At 73.5% G+C, this 17,091-nt stretch carries 13 protein-coding genes; 3 read left to right on the forward strand and 10 right to left on the reverse strand.

All coding sequences use genetic code 11. The features are described 5' to 3' along the window. Nucleotides 1–64: 64 nt before the first annotated feature. From K7C98_RS20510 to K7C98_RS20540, 7 genes are all read right to left on the reverse strand, one after another. Complete coding sequence (locus K7C98_RS20510) at nucleotides 65–874, reverse strand: LDL receptor domain-containing protein (protein ID WP_224193392.1); 810 nt, start codon at nucleotides 872–874, stop codon at nucleotides 65–67. Beyond that, the gene (locus tag K7C98_RS20515) at nucleotides 871–1,545 is read right to left on the reverse strand and encodes a winged helix-turn-helix transcriptional regulator (RefSeq protein ID WP_224193393.1); all 675 of its coding nucleotides are present in this window, start codon (nucleotides 1,543–1,545) and stop codon (nucleotides 871–873) included. Before K7C98_RS20515 ends, K7C98_RS20510 begins: the two co-directional genes overlap by 4 nt. 496 nt (nucleotides 1,546–2,041) lie before the next feature. Next, nucleotides 2,042–3,403, reverse strand: coding sequence for a ferritin-like domain-containing protein (locus tag K7C98_RS43775; protein WP_263429630.1), 1,362 nt, complete (start codon nucleotides 3,401–3,403; stop codon nucleotides 2,042–2,044). A gap of 196 nt (nucleotides 3,404–3,599) precedes the next feature. Continuing rightward, nucleotides 3,600–4,919: an HTTM domain-containing protein gene (locus tag K7C98_RS20525; RefSeq protein ID WP_224193394.1), complete on the reverse strand. Its 1,320-nt coding sequence runs from the start codon at nucleotides 4,917–4,919 to the stop codon at nucleotides 3,600–3,602. Nucleotides 4,920–5,049: 130 nt separating this feature from the next. After that, on the reverse strand, nucleotides 5,050–6,114 hold the full coding sequence (locus K7C98_RS20530; RefSeq protein ID WP_224193395.1) for an imelysin family protein: 1,065 nt from the start codon (nucleotides 6,112–6,114) through the stop codon (nucleotides 5,050–5,052). 499 nt (nucleotides 6,115–6,613) lie between these two features. After that, complete coding sequence (locus tag K7C98_RS20535) at nucleotides 6,614–7,990, reverse strand: di-heme oxidoredictase family protein (RefSeq protein WP_224193396.1); 1,377 nt, start codon at nucleotides 7,988–7,990, stop codon at nucleotides 6,614–6,616. Nucleotides 7,991–7,998: 8 nt separating this feature from the next. Beyond that, nucleotides 7,999–9,153 (reverse strand): imelysin family protein, encoded by a 1,155-nt coding sequence (locus K7C98_RS20540; protein ID WP_224193397.1) that lies wholly within the window; start codon nucleotides 9,151–9,153, stop codon nucleotides 7,999–8,001. A 141-nt stretch (nucleotides 9,154–9,294) separates the two neighbouring features. Between K7C98_RS20540 and K7C98_RS20545 the strand changes: the two genes are divergently transcribed. Genes K7C98_RS20545 through K7C98_RS20555 form a run of 3 tightly spaced genes read left to right on the forward strand, consistent with a single transcriptional unit; the run spans nucleotide 9,295 to nucleotide 12,217 of the window. Then, nucleotides 9,295–10,020 carry a class I SAM-dependent methyltransferase gene (locus tag K7C98_RS20545; RefSeq protein WP_224193398.1) on the forward strand — a complete coding sequence of 242 codons (726 nt, stop codon included), beginning with the start codon at nucleotides 9,295–9,297 and terminating at the stop codon, nucleotides 10,018–10,020. Beyond that, a complete protein-coding gene (locus tag K7C98_RS20550; protein ID WP_224193399.1) occupies nucleotides 10,017–11,108 on the forward strand; it encodes a glycosyltransferase in 1,092 nt (363 codons plus the stop codon). Before K7C98_RS20545 ends, K7C98_RS20550 begins: the two co-directional genes overlap by 4 nt. A 2-nt stretch (nucleotides 11,109–11,110) precedes the next feature. Next, entirely contained in the window at nucleotides 11,111–12,217 is a 1,107-nt protein-coding gene (locus K7C98_RS20555) for a DUF3089 domain-containing protein (RefSeq protein ID WP_224193400.1), read from the forward strand. Between the two features lie 136 nt (nucleotides 12,218–12,353). Here the strand turns inward: K7C98_RS20555 and K7C98_RS20560 are convergent, their stop codons facing one another. From K7C98_RS20560 to K7C98_RS20570, 3 genes are all read right to left on the reverse strand, one after another. Continuing rightward, nucleotides 12,354–13,172, reverse strand: coding sequence for a hypothetical protein (locus K7C98_RS20560; protein ID WP_224193401.1), 819 nt, complete (start codon nucleotides 13,170–13,172; stop codon nucleotides 12,354–12,356). Between the two features lie 294 nt (nucleotides 13,173–13,466). After that, on the reverse strand, nucleotides 13,467–16,064 hold the full coding sequence (locus K7C98_RS20565) for a protein kinase domain-containing protein (protein WP_224193402.1): 2,598 nt from the start codon (nucleotides 16,062–16,064) through the stop codon (nucleotides 13,467–13,469). After that, complete coding sequence (locus tag K7C98_RS20570) at nucleotides 16,061–17,026, reverse strand: ADYC domain-containing protein (RefSeq protein WP_224193403.1); 966 nt, start codon at nucleotides 17,024–17,026, stop codon at nucleotides 16,061–16,063. Before K7C98_RS20570 ends, K7C98_RS20565 begins: the two co-directional genes overlap by 4 nt. Between the last annotated feature and the right edge of the window lie 65 nt (nucleotides 17,027–17,091).

A 17,091-nucleotide genomic window follows, 5' to 3' on the forward strand; every position in this document is an offset into this window, starting at 1 on the left:
GGCGGAAGTGGATCCGCGCGCCGGCCGATCACATGAAGCGGGGTTCAGGGGCCGGCCCGGGGGCTCACGGGCAGTTCGCCTCGTCGGTCATGTCGTCGCAGTCGGCGCTGCCGTCGCAGATCCAGGACTTGGGGATCTCCAGGCCTTCGTCGCACGAGAAGTAGCACAGCTCGGGCGACTCGTCGGACGAGTCGTCGCAGTCGACGGTGCCGTCGCACTTGTTGAACACGAGGATCTCCTGGCCGTCGTCGCACACGAACGTGCACGTCGCCTTGGCTTCGTCGGACATGTCCTTGCAGTCAGGTTGGCCGTCGCAGGCGTAGTGGGCCGCCACGGGCTCGCCGGTGCTGCAGGTGAAGGCGGCGGCGCCCTGGCACTGGACGGCGAGGGCGCCGACGCTGGCCTTGGCGGCGTCGTCGCAGGCGGTGACGGCCTCGACGTAGGTGGTGTTGCAGGTGAGGCGGGCGTCCTCGTCGGCGCACGCGAGCGGCTCGACGCAGGTCTGGTAGTGGACGTCGGCCTCGGCGAGGCAGGCGAGGTAGGCCGCGTGGGTCGGGTCGGCCTCGAGGTCGCACTGGCAGGGGATGTTGGCGGCGGCGACGATGCCGGCGACGCAGGCGTCGGCGCCCGCGGCCAGGCCGTCGCCGACCGAGCACGCGCAGTCGAACGTCGCGGTCGCCTCGATCGCGGCGGCTCGCTTCTCGCAGACGGACGCGAGCACGGTGTCCGGGCCGGTGGTCGGGGCGCCCGCGGTGCCTTCGGTGGTCGTCGCGTCGGTGGCGGTCGCGTCGGTGGCCGAGGCGCCTGCGCCCGCCTGGTCGTTCGGACAGGCGCACAGCAGCAGCGCGCCCGCGAGGAGCGTTCGATAGGTCATGCCTCGAGCGTAGCGCCGGCCGGCGTGTGCTCGATCCGGAACAGCGCGACGAAGGTGGTCAGCAGCGCAGGGTCGCCGTGGATCTGGACGGCGCCGCGGGCAAGCGCGGCGGCGGGGGCCAGCTCACCGGTCATCAACGCGCGCAGCTCCGGGCCTGTCTCGAGGACCAGGTCGGCGCCGGGCAGGGGGCCCGCGCCGGCCGTGAGCCGGCCGTCGTCGACGCGGGCGTGGGCGACGAGGTCGCCGAGGTGCAGCTCGTAGCCGACGTGGAGGCCGCGCGCGGCGTCGGGGTGGAACGTGGTGCGGATCGCCATGACCAGCGAATCGGTGGTGACGATCTCGCCGGCGCCGGGCTCGCCGAGCAGCGGCGCGCCCCAGCGACCGAGGGCGAGCACGGCGGGCTCGAGGGCGCGGCCGCGGTCGGTGAGCTCGTAGACGATCGCGCCACCGGGGCGGGGCAGGAGGCGCCGGTGGATCACGGCGGCCTGCTCGAGCTCCTTGACCCGGGTCGACAGGACGTTGGTGGGGATCCGCGGCAGGCCGCGCTGGAGGTCGGTGAAGCGCCGGGGCCCGACGAGCAGGTCGCGGACGATGAGCAGGGCCCAGCGCTCGCCGACGATCTCGAGCGCGCGGGCCAACCCGCAGTAACTCCCGTAGCTGCGCGCGGCCATGGCGGGCGAATTTAGCCCAAATTTGTCCTGCTGCACCGAGCTTGTTCTTTGCAAGCGCGGGCGGGCGAGCTCGCGCAGGCGCCGTGAGGCGCGGCGCACCGGCAAATTCTCGCGGAGAGGCGGGCTGCCTGGCGCGGCAGCGGGCGCAGGCCGGCGGGTGCGCGGCGAGCGGTCGCCGAGTCGGAGCGGGGCGACGACCCGTCCTCGCCTGGATCGGCGAGAGGCGGGCTGGTCTCAAAGACATGGCGCGAAGGACATGTCGATGGGGCGCGGGCGCAAGAGGGTTCTGGGGGCAGGCGGACCGACGGACGAAGACACGGGATTCGTCAGCGTCGGGGGCGTTCCGCAGGGCATGCCGGCCGCCGCATGTGCGGAGGACACGTTGCCCCCGGGTCGACACATGTGCGGCGGGCGCGAGCGCTCCGATGGGGCATGTTCCCGCGGACATGCCCATGGGGACATGCTCTGGCGGGCATGTCCTCTCGTGCAGGCGCTGCTACGCGGCCCACAGGGCGGCGGCGCAGCGGTCGAACAGGAGCTCGGCGACGGGACCGGTCGGGAGGCCGCTGCGGCGGGCGAGCTCGGGGTCGGTGGCGTCGGCGGCGACGGCGGCGCGCAGCTCGTGGACGCCGGCGGCGCGGGCGGCGGCGACGCGCTCGCGGGCGGCGGCGTCGAGCTGTCCTTCGAGCCAGGTGTGGACGTCCCAGGCGAGCTCGGCGTGGCGGGTCTCGTCCTCGGCGATCGCGGCGAACAGGCGGCGCAGGGCCGGGTCGTCGGCGACCTCGGCCTGGTAGCGGGCGACCAGGGCGCCGTAGGTCTCGCGCACGCAGCCCTCGACGGCGTTCTCGACGGCGAGCCGCTCGAGCGGGCGGATCGCGTCGAGGTCGGGCAGGGCCGCGGGCTCGCGCGGGGGGGCGCCGTGGCGCTGGCGCAGGCCGGCGAAGGCGGCGGCGTGGCGGACCTCGTCGTCCGCGGCGGCGCGGGCGCGCGCGATCAGGGAGTCGGGGGCGCCGTGGCCTTCGAGCTCGCGGGCGAGGCGCTCGAAGGCGGGCACGCTGGCAGCCTCGAGCTCTTGCATCTGCCCGAGCCAGGCGACGAGCGGGTCGCCGGGTTGCGGCCGCGGGCCGGCGAAGCCCTCGGGGCGGCGGCCGCTGGCCAGGCAGCCCTGGGTCGGATCGGTGAGGTCGACGGTCGAGCTGACGGTGGTCTGGCCGCGGACGACGTCGATCAGGACGCCCTCGAACTGATTGATGCAGGTGCTCTGCGGGCGCTTGCCGATCACCTGGAAGCCGCCGTCGATGGCGCGCACGCTGTCCTCGGCGCACAGCGGCTGGATCCCGAGCGTGGCGGCGAGCAGGCGCGCCTCGCCGGGCGTGTCGATGGCGCCGAGCAGCGTGAGCAGCTGCGCGCGGGTGGCCACGGTCTTCACGTTGGCGTCGTGCTGCAGCACGATGTAGCGGGCCAAATTCGGGTCGGGGGTGGGGAACAGCGAGGTGGTGCTGACGGCGGTGGCGAGCTTGTAGGCGCAGGCCTGCTTGTTGTCGGCGGTCTGACAGGCCAGGCCGGCGGTGGCCAGGCTCTGCGACTGCTGCGGCTTGGGGCCGGTGTCGGTGGGGCGCAGGGTGGTCTCGCGCAGGATGACGTGCTCGAAGCGGGCGTTGGTGTGGGCCGTGTCGAGGCCGAGCAGCAGCTGCTCGTGCGTGCAGGCCGGGGCGCTGAAGGCGGGGGTGCCGGGCGGCAGGCCCTCGCCGTCCCCGGGGGTCGGGGTGCCGGAGGTCGGCGGACGCGGGGTGCTGTTGCAGGCGAGGCCGGCGGCGACGGCGGCGGTGAAGACGGCGCGGAGACGGGCGGCTGTCACGGTGCCGAGGTTACTACGCGCGGCTTTCTTCGCGAAAGTCGTGGCGAATTCGCGGCGTGGCGATCGCCGGCGAGCTCGGAGATCGCGGTGCGAGGCCGGCAGCGGGCGCGGGACGATGATTCGTGCGTCGACGGGGGCGCGCCGCTGTGCGGGCCGTGAACGTGGTCCTGCGTCGATGTGCGTCCGGTGCCGGCGCTCACGGGCGCGGCGGGGCCGGCAAGATCCACGATTTGGGCGCGAGGCCGTCGCGCTCGCGGGCGAGGTCGACGTCGGGGTCGACGAGGCGCGCGGCGGGGCGGCCGTTGTAGGTGACGAAGACGTCGGCCCGGACCTCGGCGCCGGGGTTGTGGGCCGCGAGGTGGTGGGCGTACTCGAGGATCATGTCGGGCTGGAAGGCCATCTGCTTGGCCTGCTGGGCGGTCAGCAGCGGCTCGGGGTCGACCTGGCGCACGCGGCCGCTGTCGGGGTCGCGCACGCGGTAGCCGACGCTGCCGACCTTCTCGACCAGCATGACCTGCCAGGCGAACCGGTAGCCCTCCTCGGTCCAGGCGGTGTCGCCGGGGTAGGCGAAGCGGCGCAGCGGCAGCGCGAGCTGGACGGCGAAGTGCAGCGCGAGGGCGGACAGCAGCAGCGGGCGGGCCGGGAACGATGTGGCGGAGAGGACAGGTCCCTGGGGGCAGGTCCTCGGGGACAGGCGGTGCCGCAGCCGCCGCGGCCAGTCGGGCGGGAAGAACACCAGGGCGGAGGCGGCCATGATCCACGGGAACATGCCGATCGCGGGGAACAGGGCGCCGGTGAGGCCGTGGAAGGCGAGCACGCCGGCGTAGGCGAACGGGCGAGTGCGCGGGTGGAGCAGGAGGAACGGGACCGTGAGGTCGAAGGCGGCGCCGGCCCAGCTCATGGCGTACGCGGCCTCGGGCCGGCGCAGCAGCGGGCCGAGCACCGGGAAGTCGGCGCGCGCGGCCAGCCACAGCTTGAGCGGCTGGGCGTGCAGCAGCCAGTCGGGGCGCAGCTTGGCGAGGCCGGCGTAGAAGTAGACGAGGCCGACCTGCAGGCGCACCGCCCACAGGGCCCAGGTCGGGGCGACGGCGACGCGGCGCTGCAGCGGCAGGGCGATCATCAGCAGGGCGACGACGCTGACGAAGTAGTAGTGGTTGAGGTAGGTCGCCTTGTCGAGCAGCTCGACGTAGGTGAAGAGGACGAAGAACAGGGCGACGGCGGGCCGGTACCACACGCCCGCGGCGACCAGCAGCGACAGCGCGCCGAGAGCGACGAACACGGCGATCATGCCGGCCGCCGGCAGCGGCTCGAGCCAGTGGAAGCCCCAGTATTTGAAGTGAAAGCTCGGCTCGACGTAGAGCTGGTGGATCCACCCGCGGGCGGCGAAGCGGACGGTGCCGGCGAACATCAGCAGGCCGAAGGCGATCCGGAACGCGTGCAGGCCGGCCGCGTCGACCGGGGCGAGCAGGGCGCGCAGCAGGCGGGAGCGAGGAGGGGAGGCTGCGCGTTCGGACATGTCCGTTCGGACGGCAGCGGTCGGCGAGTCGGGGCGTCGGTCCACCGTGCCTGCGCTGTCGGACATGTCCGTCGGGGCGGGGCGCCGCGGGCCGGTCGCCGTGCCTGCGCTCTCGGACATGTCCCTCGGGTCAGTCGCCGTCGTTGTCGCTGAGCGCCAGGGTGACACCGAGGGCGCTGGCGACGTCGAGCTTCAGCATGCGGCGGAAGGTGTCGAGCTCGTCGCGCGCGAGCTGGACGGCGGCGCGGTCGGCCAGGAGCGTGGCGGTCAGCGGCTCGGGCACGGCGGTCAGGACCTCGCGGGCGCGGGCGTACTGGGCCCGCACGCGCTCGTCGAGCTTGGCGTCGATCTCCTGGACCAGGACCGAGATGCCGGCCGCGGGGGCGTCGAGGTCGGCGCCGTGGTAGACGGCCCACACGCCGGCGAGGTTGGCCTCGAGGTCGGCGCGGGTGTGGCCGGAGAAGCGCGACTCCATGAGGGTCGGGTCCTCGGCGGCGCCGGTGAGGTTGCCGAGCGGGTTGTCGAGCTTGCCCTTGACCATGGTCAGGCAGGCGTCGATCGACTTGTTGACGACCTCGTCGACGCCGGCCTTGAGCGAGTCGTAGACGGTGCTGCCGCGGCCCGCGGTGGCCAGCGCGTCGGCGTACTCGTCCGTCCAGGCGCTGTTCAGGGCGCCGGTGCGGGCGGCGATGTCGACCGCGAGGACGCGCGCGTAGCTGCAGCGGCGGGGGTCCTGCAGCGGCGCGAGGGGGTCGCCGAGCCCGTCGCCCCACAGCAGGTACTCGAGCGCGGGCATGCCCTTGGCGCTGACGCCGAGGGTGCCGAGGTAGGCGGCGTCGGCCGTGGCCGGGGCGCCGGCCACCGCGGCCTCGACGCTGTCGACGCGCACGGGCCAGAAGTCGAGGGCGTTGAGCTCGGGCGGCAGCGGGCCGAAGCCGAACGGGAGCACGCGGGCCCAGGCGTCGCGCTCGTCCGACCAGGCGGCCTGCGCGGCCGTCAGGGCGAGATCGTCGGGGGTGGCGCACAGGGCGTCCATGGCGGTCACCAGCGCCTCGGCGCGGTCGTGCAGGGCGGTGAAGGCCGGGACGGCGACGCTGCGGGCGACGTGCTCGAGCACGGCCGGGCGGGAGTCGTCGTCGTCGCCGCCGCCGCAGGCGAGGCCGACGATCGTCCCGACGCCTGCTCCGAAGAGCATGGCCGTGAGGACATGACGAGAGAGACCGGCGCGGATCATCGGGACCTCGGCGGGGTGAGGAGGGCGGGGAGCCGGGCGGCTACGCCGGCGCTCGCGCTGCACATGGACGCGGGACGCGGCGAGACGACCGGGCTGGATGCGGCGGGCGGCAGGAGCAGCGACGCGGGGCACGCCCGGCGCGGCGCGAGGTGTGACGCAGGGCGTCGTGCGACGGGCGGCAGGACCGGCAGCGACGCGGGGCAAGCTGGGCGCGGCGCGAGGTGTGACGCGGGGCGCCGTGCGACGGGCGGCTGGAGGAGCAGCGACGCGGGGCAAGCCCGGTGCGGCGCGAGGTGTGACGCAGGGCGCCGTGCGACGGGTGGGGCTTCGGCGCGGCGCGGCGGGCGGAGGCGCTGCGTGGCGGGTGGCGCGAGGTGTGCTCGGGGACATGTCCGTGCGGGCATGTCTTCTGGCACCGGGCCGAGGGGACATGCCCGGGCGGCCAGGTGCACGGAGATGCTCACAGCGACTCCAGGAAGGCGACGAGGGCGTCGCGCTGGTCGCGGGGCAGGGCGCGCACGGCCTCGCGCGCGGGCTCGGCCTCGCCGCCGTGCCACAGGACGGCCTCCATCAGCGAGCGGGCGCGGCCGTCGTGGAGGAAGGTGGTGTGGCCGTTGACGGTCTCGACCAGGCCGATGCCCCACAGCGGCGGGGTGCGCCACTCGTTGCCGTCGGCGAGGTAGTCGGGGCGGCCGTCGGCGAGGGCGTCGCCCATGTCGTGCAGGAGCAGGTCGGTGTAGGGCCAGATCGTCTGGCCGCGGGTCTCCTCGATGGCGGCGTCGGCGGCGGTGACGTGGCGAGGGACGTGGCAGTCGGCGCAGCCGGCGTCGCGGAACACCTGCTTGCCGCGCAGGACCTCGGGGTCGTCGGCGCCGCGGCGGGCGGGCACGGCGAGGGTGGCGGAGTAGAAGACGACGTCCGCGAGCAGGTCGGCCTCGACCTCGGGGGCGCCGCCGTTCGGGGCGGCGGTGCAATCGACCTGTTCTTCGGGACAGTTGTCGAGCGGGAACATCGCCGTGGTCAGGCCCATGTCGCCGAGGAAGGCGCCGGCCGTCTGCTGGGCGACGGTCGACTGGTTGGCCTTCCAGCCGAAGCGGCCGACCACGGCGGCCTCGGCGGTCAGGTCCCACACGCGGTTGGCCCGGCCGGAGATGCCGTCGCCGTCGGCGTCGTCGGGGTCCTCGCGCGCGAGCAGGTCAGCCTCGGGGATGGCCTCGAGCAGGCCCATGCCGATCATCACCGGGGCGACCCGCGGCGAGATCAGCAGGTCGGGCGGCAGCGGGCCGTAGGCCGGCTCTTCGAGGCTATAGGTCGGGGCGCGCAGGCTGTAGGGCTCGCCGTCGGCGAAGGTGCCCGGCTGCTCGACCCAGCTGACCTTCGGGACAGCCTCGCCGGGGACGCCGTCGATGCCGTGCGGCTGCAGCTGGTCGCCGTAGCCGGGGACGTCGCGCGGGCCGCCGTGCAGGCCCTCGCCGGGGACCGACAGGCGCAGCAGCATGCTGGCGAACGCCTCGTCGCCCTCGGGCGGGCGGCCGCGGCCGTCCTTGAAGTGGCAGGCCGAGCACGAGCGGGCGTTGAAGGTGGGCCCGAGGCCGTCGCGCCCGGCGGTCGAGGCCGGGGCGATGACCCAGTTCTTGTTGAAGAAGGAGTTGCCGACGACGAACCGCTGGCGCCGCTCGAAGCTCATGTTGCGGGCGCTGTACGAGAACGCGTTGGGGCTCTCGTCGCGGATCGTGGTGTCGCCGCCGGCCAGCTCCTCGCCCGGCTCGAGCGCGGGGGCAGGATCCTCGCAGGATGTCCCGAGGACCAGGGCCAAAAGGACAGGCAGGCGGCGCACGTCCAATTCTACTCCAGGTTGAGCTCGATCTCGAGCGCCTCGGCGACGCCCACCAGCGCCTCCGTCGCCTCCTTCAGGCTGTCGATGGCGGCCTTGACGCTCGCGCGCTCGGGGCTGCCGTCGGCGGCCTGGATGGCGGCGTCGAAGGGCGGCGGGATGGCGGCGACGGCGGCGACGGCGGCCTGCAGCTTGGCGGTGGCGAGGGTGTCGGCATCGGCGTCGATGCGGGCGACCAGGCTCGACAGGCTCGGGCCGGCCTGGCCGTCGATGCGGCCGTGGTACACGTCCTCGATGCCCTGGATGTTGGCCAGCAGATCCTTGTGGGTGTTGTCGCTGAAGCAGGAGTGCTCGTCCTCCTGCTCGCGTGTGTCGTAGGCCACGGTCATGCGTTCGCCGGCGAGCTCGGCGCCGCTGAGGCTGGCCATGCCGAGGAGGATCTTGCCGATCGCGTCCTTGGGGTCCTGGGCGACGAACTCGGCGCGGTAGTTCTCCTGGCCTTCGGACCAGGAGTCGGCGACGCGCGCGAGGTCGTCGAGCAGCAGCTCGCTGGTGAGCGTGAGGTACTGGCGGCGGCGGTCCTGGTTGGCCGCGGTGCCGCCGTCGACGAAGTCGGTGAACGGGCGCGCGCCGGGGCCGGCCGGGTCGAGATCCTGGCCCCACAGCAGGAACTCGATCGCGTGCCAGCCGGTCGAGATGCTGTCCTCGCCCTCGGCGCCGTTGCGCTCGATCAGGACGTCGCGGCTCAGCTCGGGGTAGGCGGCGAGGTCGTTGATGATGCCGACGTCGGGCATGCCCTCGACGTAGTCGATGTACGCCTCGTCCATCGGCCAGGCGTTGATCCGCCCCTCGAGCTCGTCGGGCGCGGCGTCGATCGGGCCGTTGTAGAAGCGGAACACCTCGGTCAGGCCGTAGTCGTCGCGCGCGCCGAGCCAGGCGGTCCTGGTCGCCTGCAGCGTGTCGGCCGAGGGCGCGGCGACGAAGTCCTGCAGCGCGCTGTCCATCTGCTCGGCGCCGCGGCTCGACTTCTCGTAGGCGGCGGACACGAGCGCGGCGTAGCGATCGACCACGTTCTTGGCCTCGGTGCGGAAAGCGTCGTCCTCCCAGCCGGTGGTCGAGGTGGTGCAGGCGGGGAGGAGGCAGAGGGCGAGGAACGTGCGGCGCATGCGGGGCTTCCAGTCCGTGAGGCGGGCGCCAGCGCGAGGCGCGGTGGCGTGCTCGGAATCGGATACTGAAAGTCGTTTTCATTGTCAACGCCGCCTGGGAGTGCCTGGACGCACGCCAGGGCGGCGGCTATGGTGCCGGCCATGGCGGCGACCGCCGATACTTCACAGAACCGTAACTATTACGACGCTTTCTCGGCCGGGTACGACCACGGTCGCGATCGTGGATACCACAAGCTCATCGACGACCAGGCGGCGGCGGTGGTCAGCCGCTACGCCCAGGGCAAGGACGCGCTCGAGGTCGGCTGCGGCACGGGGCTCATCCTCCAGCGGGTGGCGACGGTCGCCCGCAGCGCCAAGGGCGTCGACCTGTCGCCCGGCATGCTCGAGCACGCGAAGAGCCGCGGGCTCGACGTGCAGGAGGCGAGCGCGACCGACCTGCCGTTCGCCGACGCGAGCTTCGACGTGACCTACTCCTTCAAGGTGCTGGCGCACATCCCCGGGTGGGAGCGCTGCCTCGAGGAGATGGCGCGGGTGACCCGGCCCGGCGGCCACATCATCTTCGACATCTACAACCGCAACTCGCTGCGCTACCTCATCAAGCGCGTGTGGGGCCCGCGCAAGACGTCGCAGACCTTCGACGAGGCCGCCATCTCGACCCGCTTCCTCACCCCGGCCGAGGCCGCGGACGTGCTGCCCGCGGGCACGAAGGTGGTCGCGCGCGCGGGCATCCGGATCACCACGCCGCACCCCGTGGTGTGCCGCCTGCCGGTCGTCGGCAAGCTGCACGACCGCGTCGAGTGGGCGCTGATGGAGAGCCCGCTGGCCGCGCTGGCCGGGTTCTACGTGTTTGTGGCGGAGAAGCTGTGAGGTCGCTGGTCGTCACGACGACCTTCCCGCAGTGGGCCGGCGATCCGCGCGGCCGCTTCATCCTGCGCCACTGGGAGGCGCGCGCGGCGGCCGGCGAGACGGTCCGCTTCCTGGTCCCGCGGACCGCGTGGGTGCGCGGCGCGCTGGCGTCGCCGTGCGAGGTGGTCCGCTTCGCCTACGCGCCGACCGGCATGTCGTCGCTGACGGGGCACTTCGGGATCCTCGAGAACATCCGCGACCGGCCGTGGCGCGCGCTGCTGGTGCTGCCGTTCGTGGCCGCGCTGCAGCGGGCGCTGCAGCGCGAGATCCGGGCGTTCCGGCCCGACAAGATCGCGGCGCACATGCTGCTGCCGTGCGGCTGGCTGGCGGCCGAGGCGGCCCGCGCGGCCCGCGTGCCGTGCGAGCTGTACGGCCACGGCACCGACGTCGACCTGCTGCTGCGCCTGCCCGGGCCGCTGCGCGAGGCGGCCCTGGCGGCGCTGGCCCAGGCCGAGAGCGTGGCCCTGCCCTCGGCCGAGAAGCTGGCCCGCGTGGCCGCGGCCTGGCCGGGCGGGGCGCCGCCGCTGCGCGTCGAGACGATGGTCGGCAGCGTGTCCGATGGGGCAGGTCTCGAAGGACATGCCGTCGCGGACATGCCCGCACGGACAGGCGACGAGGTGCTGTTCCTCGGGCGCCTGATCAAGCAGAAGGGCGTCGACGACCTGCTGCGGGCGGCGGCGCTGATGCCCCGGCGGCCGCGCCTGGCGATCGCGGGCGACGGGCCGGAGCGGCGCCGGCTGCAAGGGCTGGCGGACGGCCTGCAGCTCGACGCGCGCTTCCACGGGTTCGTCGAGGGCGCGGCGAAGGAGGCGCTGTACCGCCGCGCGGCGCTGCTGTGCGTGCCGTCGCGGGAGATCGGCGGGCTGTCGGAGGGGGCGCCGCTGGTGATCGCCGAGGCCAAGCGCTACGGGCTGCCGGTGGTGGCCACGGCGGTCGGCGGGATCCCCGAGCTGATGCGCGACCTGTACCCGGAGACCACGCTGGTGCGTCCGGGGGCGCCGCAGGCGCTGGCGCAGGCGCTGGCGCAGGCGCTGGCCCAGGGGGCGTGAGCGTGAAGAAGTTCGTACGGCGGATCGCGGTCGGGTTCGCGGTGCTGCTGCTGGCGTCGCTGGGGGTCGGGTGGATCTGGCTCGGCGACATCGTGCTGGCCGTGGCCGCGCCGGGGGTGGCGTTCGATCCGGGCGACACGCCGCCGCCGCCGAATTACGCCGAGCCGTCGGCCTGGACCGCCCGGCCCGAGCGCGCCGACGCGGCCGACGTGGCGGTGAACGGGCTCGCCGCGAGCGAGGCGCCGGCGGTCGACGTGTTCTACCTCCACCCGACGTCGTTCCTCGGCGCCGCGTGGAACGCGAGGCTCGACGACGTCGCGGTCAACGAGGCCACCGACGCCGGCTCGACGCGGATCCAGGCCAGCGCGTTCAACGGCTGCTGCGCGGTCTACGGGCCGCGCTACCGCCAGGCCAACATGACGGCCTTCACCACGGCGAGCGCCGACGGGGCGCGGGCGATCGGGCTCGCGGGCGACGACGCGATCGCCGCGTTCCGCCACTACTTCGAGCACGACAACCACGGGCGGCCGTTCATCGTCGCGGCCCACAGCCAGGGCTCGGTGATCGGCCTGCGGCTGCTCCGCGAGGTGGTCGCGCCCGGGCCGCTGCGGCGACAGCTGGTGGCGGCGTACCTGATCGGCGGGCCGATCACGGTCGAGGCGCTCGGCGACCTGCCGGTGTGCGACACGCCGACGGCGACCGGCTGCGTGGTGGCCTGGAACGCGCGCGGCCCGGAGTTCACGACCGGCATCGACTTCGTCGAGAACCCGCCGCCGCCGGCCGACGCGCCGCCGCGCACGCGGGTGTGCGTCAATCCGCTGACCTGGCGGGCCGACGCGGCGCGGGCCGAGGGCGGGCTCGGGGCTGTCTTTTGGGACAGCAGCGGAGCGACGCCGACGCCGACGCCGGGCTTCGTGACGGCGCAGTGCGCGACGGGGACGCTGCGGGTCGAGGTGCGCGGGTCGGTGCCGCGCGACTTCATGAGCCGGCTGCTCGACCGCGCGCTCGGGGCCGGGAACTACCACGCGATCGAGTACGGGCTGTTCTACGCCGACCTGCACGCCAACGCGAAGGCGCGGGTCGAGGCGTTCCTGGCCCGGCGCGAGTGAGAGGCTGAAGCTGGCCCGAGAGACAGGCGATGCGGCGTCGGCGTCGTTACCGAGATGCCCGAGGGGCCCGGTCGGGCCCCGTGCACCGCGACGATCCACCGCGACGCCGCGGTCGGCCGTGGTCACCTCGTCGTGCTCACGACTTGAACCACAGCGACTTGTTGATGTTGCGGGTCCCGGTGCCCCAGCGATAGATCAGGCGGTAGAAGTGCCGGGCCGTCCCATACGAGTACCAGTAGTTGTAGTAGGTGCCGGCATCGGCCAGGGTCCGATTGAACAGCAGGGTGTAGTCGGGGTCCGCGGGCAGCTTGCCGGCCATCATGAATGTGACGTACGTGTCGCCCGTGCGGGCGCAGGCGGACGCGCGGAACTTCTTCTGGTTGGTGAAGAACTCGGTGCAGGCGAAGCCGCCGCAATTGGAGCTGAGAGGCGGCGACCAGTTGGAGAGGCACTGATAGTACGACGTCCCGGCAGATCCGGGGCAATTGGCGCCGATCTCCGTCTCCTCGCCGTAATCTTGCCAGGCCGAGACGTCGGTGCAATCCGAGAACTTGCGCGCCTGCGGGAACTCGTAGAAGCCGGCCAGCTGATCGACGTGGAAGTCCTCGGGGGTCCCGGCCGCGCCGGTCGACGCGCGCTCGGCCAGGGTCTCCTCGTAATCCTCGAGGAGCTCGGCCGGCGCCGCGCGGTCGCGCGGCGCGACCGCACGGAACACCTCGTAGGGGCTGGCGTCCATCAGCTCGGGCAGCGAGGCCAGCGAGTTGGTGAGCGCGTGTCCTTCCTCCTCGGCGACCACGCCGCCGCCGGGGACGGCGAAGAACCGCAGCACGTTGCCGTTCGGCAGATCGAGCTCCACCAGCAGCTCCGACTCTGCGCCGATCTCCTCGGCCGCCACCGGCGCGGCGTCTTCGCCGGGGTCGCAGCCGGCCGCCGCGATGATCAAGGCACAGGACACATGTCGTACGATATTCTGGATCTTGCTCTTCATGACGTTCCTCGGGCGGGGGCTCCTCGCGCCTCCGCACCCGCGACCGTCAAAGCAGCGTGCGTGCCACGCTCGATGCGTCGAGATCCTTGAGGATTCTCGTGCCCGCCGGCACGAGGCGGGCGGCCGCCGCGAGTGTCTCCGGGACACTGTCCCCGGAGACACTCGCCTCGTGGCCCGCGAGCGGGGACGAGACGGCCTGTCCGTTCGGACATTGATCAATGCGGGAATGCATATTGTCCTTCCAGGCAGATCGGCGAGGCGTCACCCCGCGATCGCTGCCTGCAGCGAGCGGACCCGCTCGGCCCACACCGGCAGCAGCGCGTCGGTGTGACCGCGGCTCAGCTCGGCGATCAGCGTCGCCGCTCGCTCGAGCGTCACCCGAGCGTCGGTCGTCCGGCCGAGGGCGACCAGGGCCCGCCCGCGGAGGACCTGGAGCTCCGCCACCTCGAGCGCGACCCACCACATCGCCTGATGCGGCTCTGCCCGCGCCAGCGCGTCGTCGGCCAGCGCGAGCGCCTCCGCGGGCCGGGCCTCGATCCACGCGATCGCGGCCCCCGACCGCGCGCCCAGCACGGCGAAGTGCTCGGCCTGCATGTGGTTGCCGGGCGCGCCCAGGCAGCCCGGTACGGCGCGGAAGGCCGCCAGCGCGGCCTCGTCGCGCCCGAGCTCGGCCTCGGTCAGGCCCAGTCGCTGGAAGCAGCTGGCGCAGCTCGAGTGGACCTCCGGGTACAGCGCCCGCAGGCGCGGGCAGACGGCGGCCAGGATCGCCGCGCCCTGCGTCAGGTCGGCCTCGTGCAACCCGTGGCGCAGGCGCAGGTGCAGCGTCTCGAGGTGGTCCATGCCGAGCGCCCCGGAGAGGACGGCGATCGCCCGCGTGAAGCCGTCGTGTTTGGCCGCCGGATCGCGGGTGCTCAGGGCCAGGTTCGCCTGGTAGTTCGCCAGCTCGATCCGATCGGGGTCCTCGACGCGCGCGAGCTCGGCTGTCGCGCGCTCGAAGTACGCGCGGGCCTCGTCGAGCTCGCCGGCGTGGAACGCCAGCGTCCCGAGGTTGTTGTCGAGGCGCGCCAGCGCGGCCGCGGGGGCGACCAGCCGCTCGGCCAGCGCGCGGGCCATCGGCGCGGCCGCCAGGGCCTTCGCGCGCGCGTCGAGCTGGCCGTCGAGGAACAACTGCACCGCCAGCGCCTCGGCCGCGAGCGCGTCGCGGCGGGTCGCCAGCGCGTGCACGACCGCCTCGCGCATCGCCTCGCGCGCGTCGTCGAGCTGGTCGACGGCCGCCAGGACGTGCCCGCGCAGCAGCAGCGCCTCGGCGAGCAACGGGCGCAGCTCGAGCCGGCGCGCCTTCGCCACCACCGTCGCCGTCATGCGCTCTGCCGCGACCTCGTCACCGCCGTGGTGATGCGTCCGCGCGGCCGACAATTCGTCCGCGAGCGCCGCTGCGGCGCGGGCCAGCAGCGGGTCGTCGGGCCGCGCCGCCTCGGCCTCGGCGATGCCCGCGTCGGTGCAGGCGCCGACCGCCGGCAACCGCGCCACCAGCCGCGCCGCGTCGACGCTCGCGTGGTCCGTCACCAGCAGGTCGACCGCGCGGTTGAGCTCCTGGCGGCGGCGGTCGAGGCAGCGCGCGTGCGCGTCGTACAACGTCGGCGAGCGCCTGCCGGCGTGGTGGTCGAGGCAGGCCTCGCGGCGCGCCGTCACCCAGGCGGCCGCGCGTCCGTCGAGCCCGGCGAGCACGCGGGCCGGCAGCTCCGGGTCGGCCGCGCCGGCCAGGGCCGCCGTCACCGCCGCCCGGCGATCGGCGTCCCACACCCCCGCGAGCTCGCGCGCGGCGCCGCTGCACGCCTCGGCCGCGTCGTCGCGGGCGAAGTAAGCTGTCCCGAACATCATGCCCGCGAAGACAGGAACAAGGAGCCATCTCCTGCGCGACCGCGCGGGGTCGCGGGCGAGCGCCGCGAGCAGCGCGTCGACCGTCGGGAAGCGCGCGCCGGGATCGACCTGCAGCCCGCGGCGCAGCGCCTCGAGCACGTGGCGGGAGAGCCGGCGGTCGGCCGGCGGGCTGCGGAGTTCGCCCGCGACCACCGCCGCCGCGGTCTCGGACGCCGTGTCGCCGGCGAACGGACGCTGCCCGAACAGCGCCTCCCACAGCGCGACACAGAAGCTGAACTGGTCGCTGCGGGCGTCGGACGGCCGCCCGAGGTGCTGCTCCGGAGCCATGTAGGCCGGCGTCCCGAGCAGCGCGCCGCTGTCGGTCAGCAGGAGGGCGAGGGCCGTGCCTCGGCCGCCCATCGAAGCCGACCCGACCTCGACGCGCGCGAGCCCGAAGTCGGCGACACACACACGCCCGTCGTCACCGACGAGCACGTTCTCCGGCTTGAAGTCGCGGTGCACCACCCCCTGCGCGTGCGCGGCCGCCAGCCCGCGACCCGCGGCCAGGAACACGCGCATGACCTCCGCCTCGCCGCGCCTCGCCGTGCCCAGCCACGCGCGCAGATCGACGCCGCGGATGAACTCCATCGCCAGGAACACCCGCTCGTCGAGCGCGCCGGCGTCGTGGACCTGCACCACGTTCGGGTGCGAGAGACGGGCCAGCGCCTGGGCCTCGCGCAGCAGCCTCACCTGGGAATCACCGGAGTTGCGATCGGGTCGCAGCAGCTTGACGGCGACCTTGCGATCGAGCTCCGGATCGTAGGCCGCGAAGACGACCCCCATCCCGTCGGCGCCGAGGCGCTCGAGCACGTGGTAGCGGCCGATCCGCGCCGGCGCCGGGCCGAAGCTCGCCGCCGATGTACGCGCCGCGCCGTCCTGCGTCACGCTCTCCGGCCCGAGCGGGCTGCTCCGCGTGTCGATGTCGTCGCCCGTCGTCACGGGATCGGCAGCCAGGTCATCCACTCACCGACGTCGGCCGCGGTGCACGGCACAGGGTCGCAGTTGGGCACGAGGGTCGACCTGTGGGTGTTCCAGCACACCGCACCGTTCTGGTCCCACACCGCCTCGGGCAGCGCGCCCGCCTTGCGCCAGTCGACGTTGCCTACCTGGTTGGCCCACAGGATCTTCGTGCCCTCTTGCGTGTAGCTGGTAAAGTTTTTTGAGTGCCCGCAATAAGTCGCGGTGATCATCCTGAGCGTCGCATTGCGCTGCTCGACCGTCGACGGTTTTGGGGTGTTGGCGAAGTTGATGTGGGGGCCGTACCCGAGCCGCTTCATCTTGTACACCGCCTGTCCCTCGCACGCGAGGGTGATCCAGCCCGCCTCGTTCGGCATGACCGACTTCGTCGTCCCGTCGTAGCGCTCCCCGTCGATAATGGTCACGACCGTCGCGTAGGGGTCGGCGTAATAGTCGGGGCAGACGTTGACCAACCGGCCGGTCTCCGTGTCGGCGTACGCGAGCGCGTAGGCGGACATCGGCTTCGTTCCGACGGCCCACGACTCGATCAAGGACGTGTAGCCGAGGACATGAATGTACTCCGTTTCGCCGAGGGCGTTGCCGAGCTCGATGCGCAGGCCGGTCAGGCCTTGGCCCGCTTTCGACGGGTTACCCTGGGCATCGAGGAGGATGAGCTCGTCGTCCGTGGCGGTCAGCTCGTAGAAGTTGTCGGCCCCGTCGCGGAACCCGACGAGCGTCACGCCGTCGAAGTTCGGTAGGCCGTCGAGGTTGAGCTCCGGTACGTCGTACTGGTTGGCGTGCGGCGAGTTGGTCGGGCAGCCGCTGCCGCAGCCCCAGCTGGTGTCGCGGAACTCGACCCCGGGGTCGGTCTCCTCCGTGGTGCATGCAGGGGCGACGAGGACGAGCGCGAGAGCGGTGGAGAGCCTGGGAATGGTGGGTGTCATGGAAAGCTCGCTATGCGTGGGTGTCGAGGCGCGGATGCGTCCCTCGAGGTCAGCGTTCGACGCCG

This window comes from Nannocystis pusilla, assembly GCF_020073745.1.
Taxonomy (GTDB): Bacteria; Myxococcota_A; Polyangia; order Nannocystales; family Nannocystaceae; genus Nannocystis; species Nannocystis radixulma.

Excerpts from the sequence above, each read along its gene's own strand:
- K7C98_RS20510 (WP_224193392.1), bottom strand. The coding sequence starts at position 874 with ATGACCTATCGAACGCTCCTCGCGGGCGCGCTGCTGCTGTGCGCCTGT.
- K7C98_RS20515 (WP_224193393.1), bottom strand. The coding sequence starts at position 1,545 with ATGGCCGCGCGCAGCTACGGGAGTTACTGCGGGTTGGCCCGCGCGCTC.
- K7C98_RS20525 (WP_224193394.1), bottom strand. The coding sequence starts at position 4,919 with ATGTCCGAACGCGCAGCCTCCCCTCCTCGCTCCCGCCTGCTGCGCGCC.
- K7C98_RS20530 (WP_224193395.1), bottom strand. The coding sequence starts at position 6,114 with ATGCTCTTCGGAGCAGGCGTCGGGACGATCGTCGGCCTCGCCTGCGGC.
- K7C98_RS20540 (WP_224193397.1), bottom strand. The coding sequence starts at position 9,153 with ATGCGCCGCACGTTCCTCGCCCTCTGCCTCCTCCCCGCCTGCACCACC.
- K7C98_RS20545 (WP_224193398.1), top strand. The coding sequence starts at position 9,295 with ATGGCGGCGACCGCCGATACTTCACAGAACCGTAACTATTACGACGCT.
- K7C98_RS20570 (WP_224193403.1), bottom strand. The coding sequence starts at position 17,026 with ATGACACCCACCATTCCCAGGCTCTCCACCGCTCTCGCGCTCGTCCTC.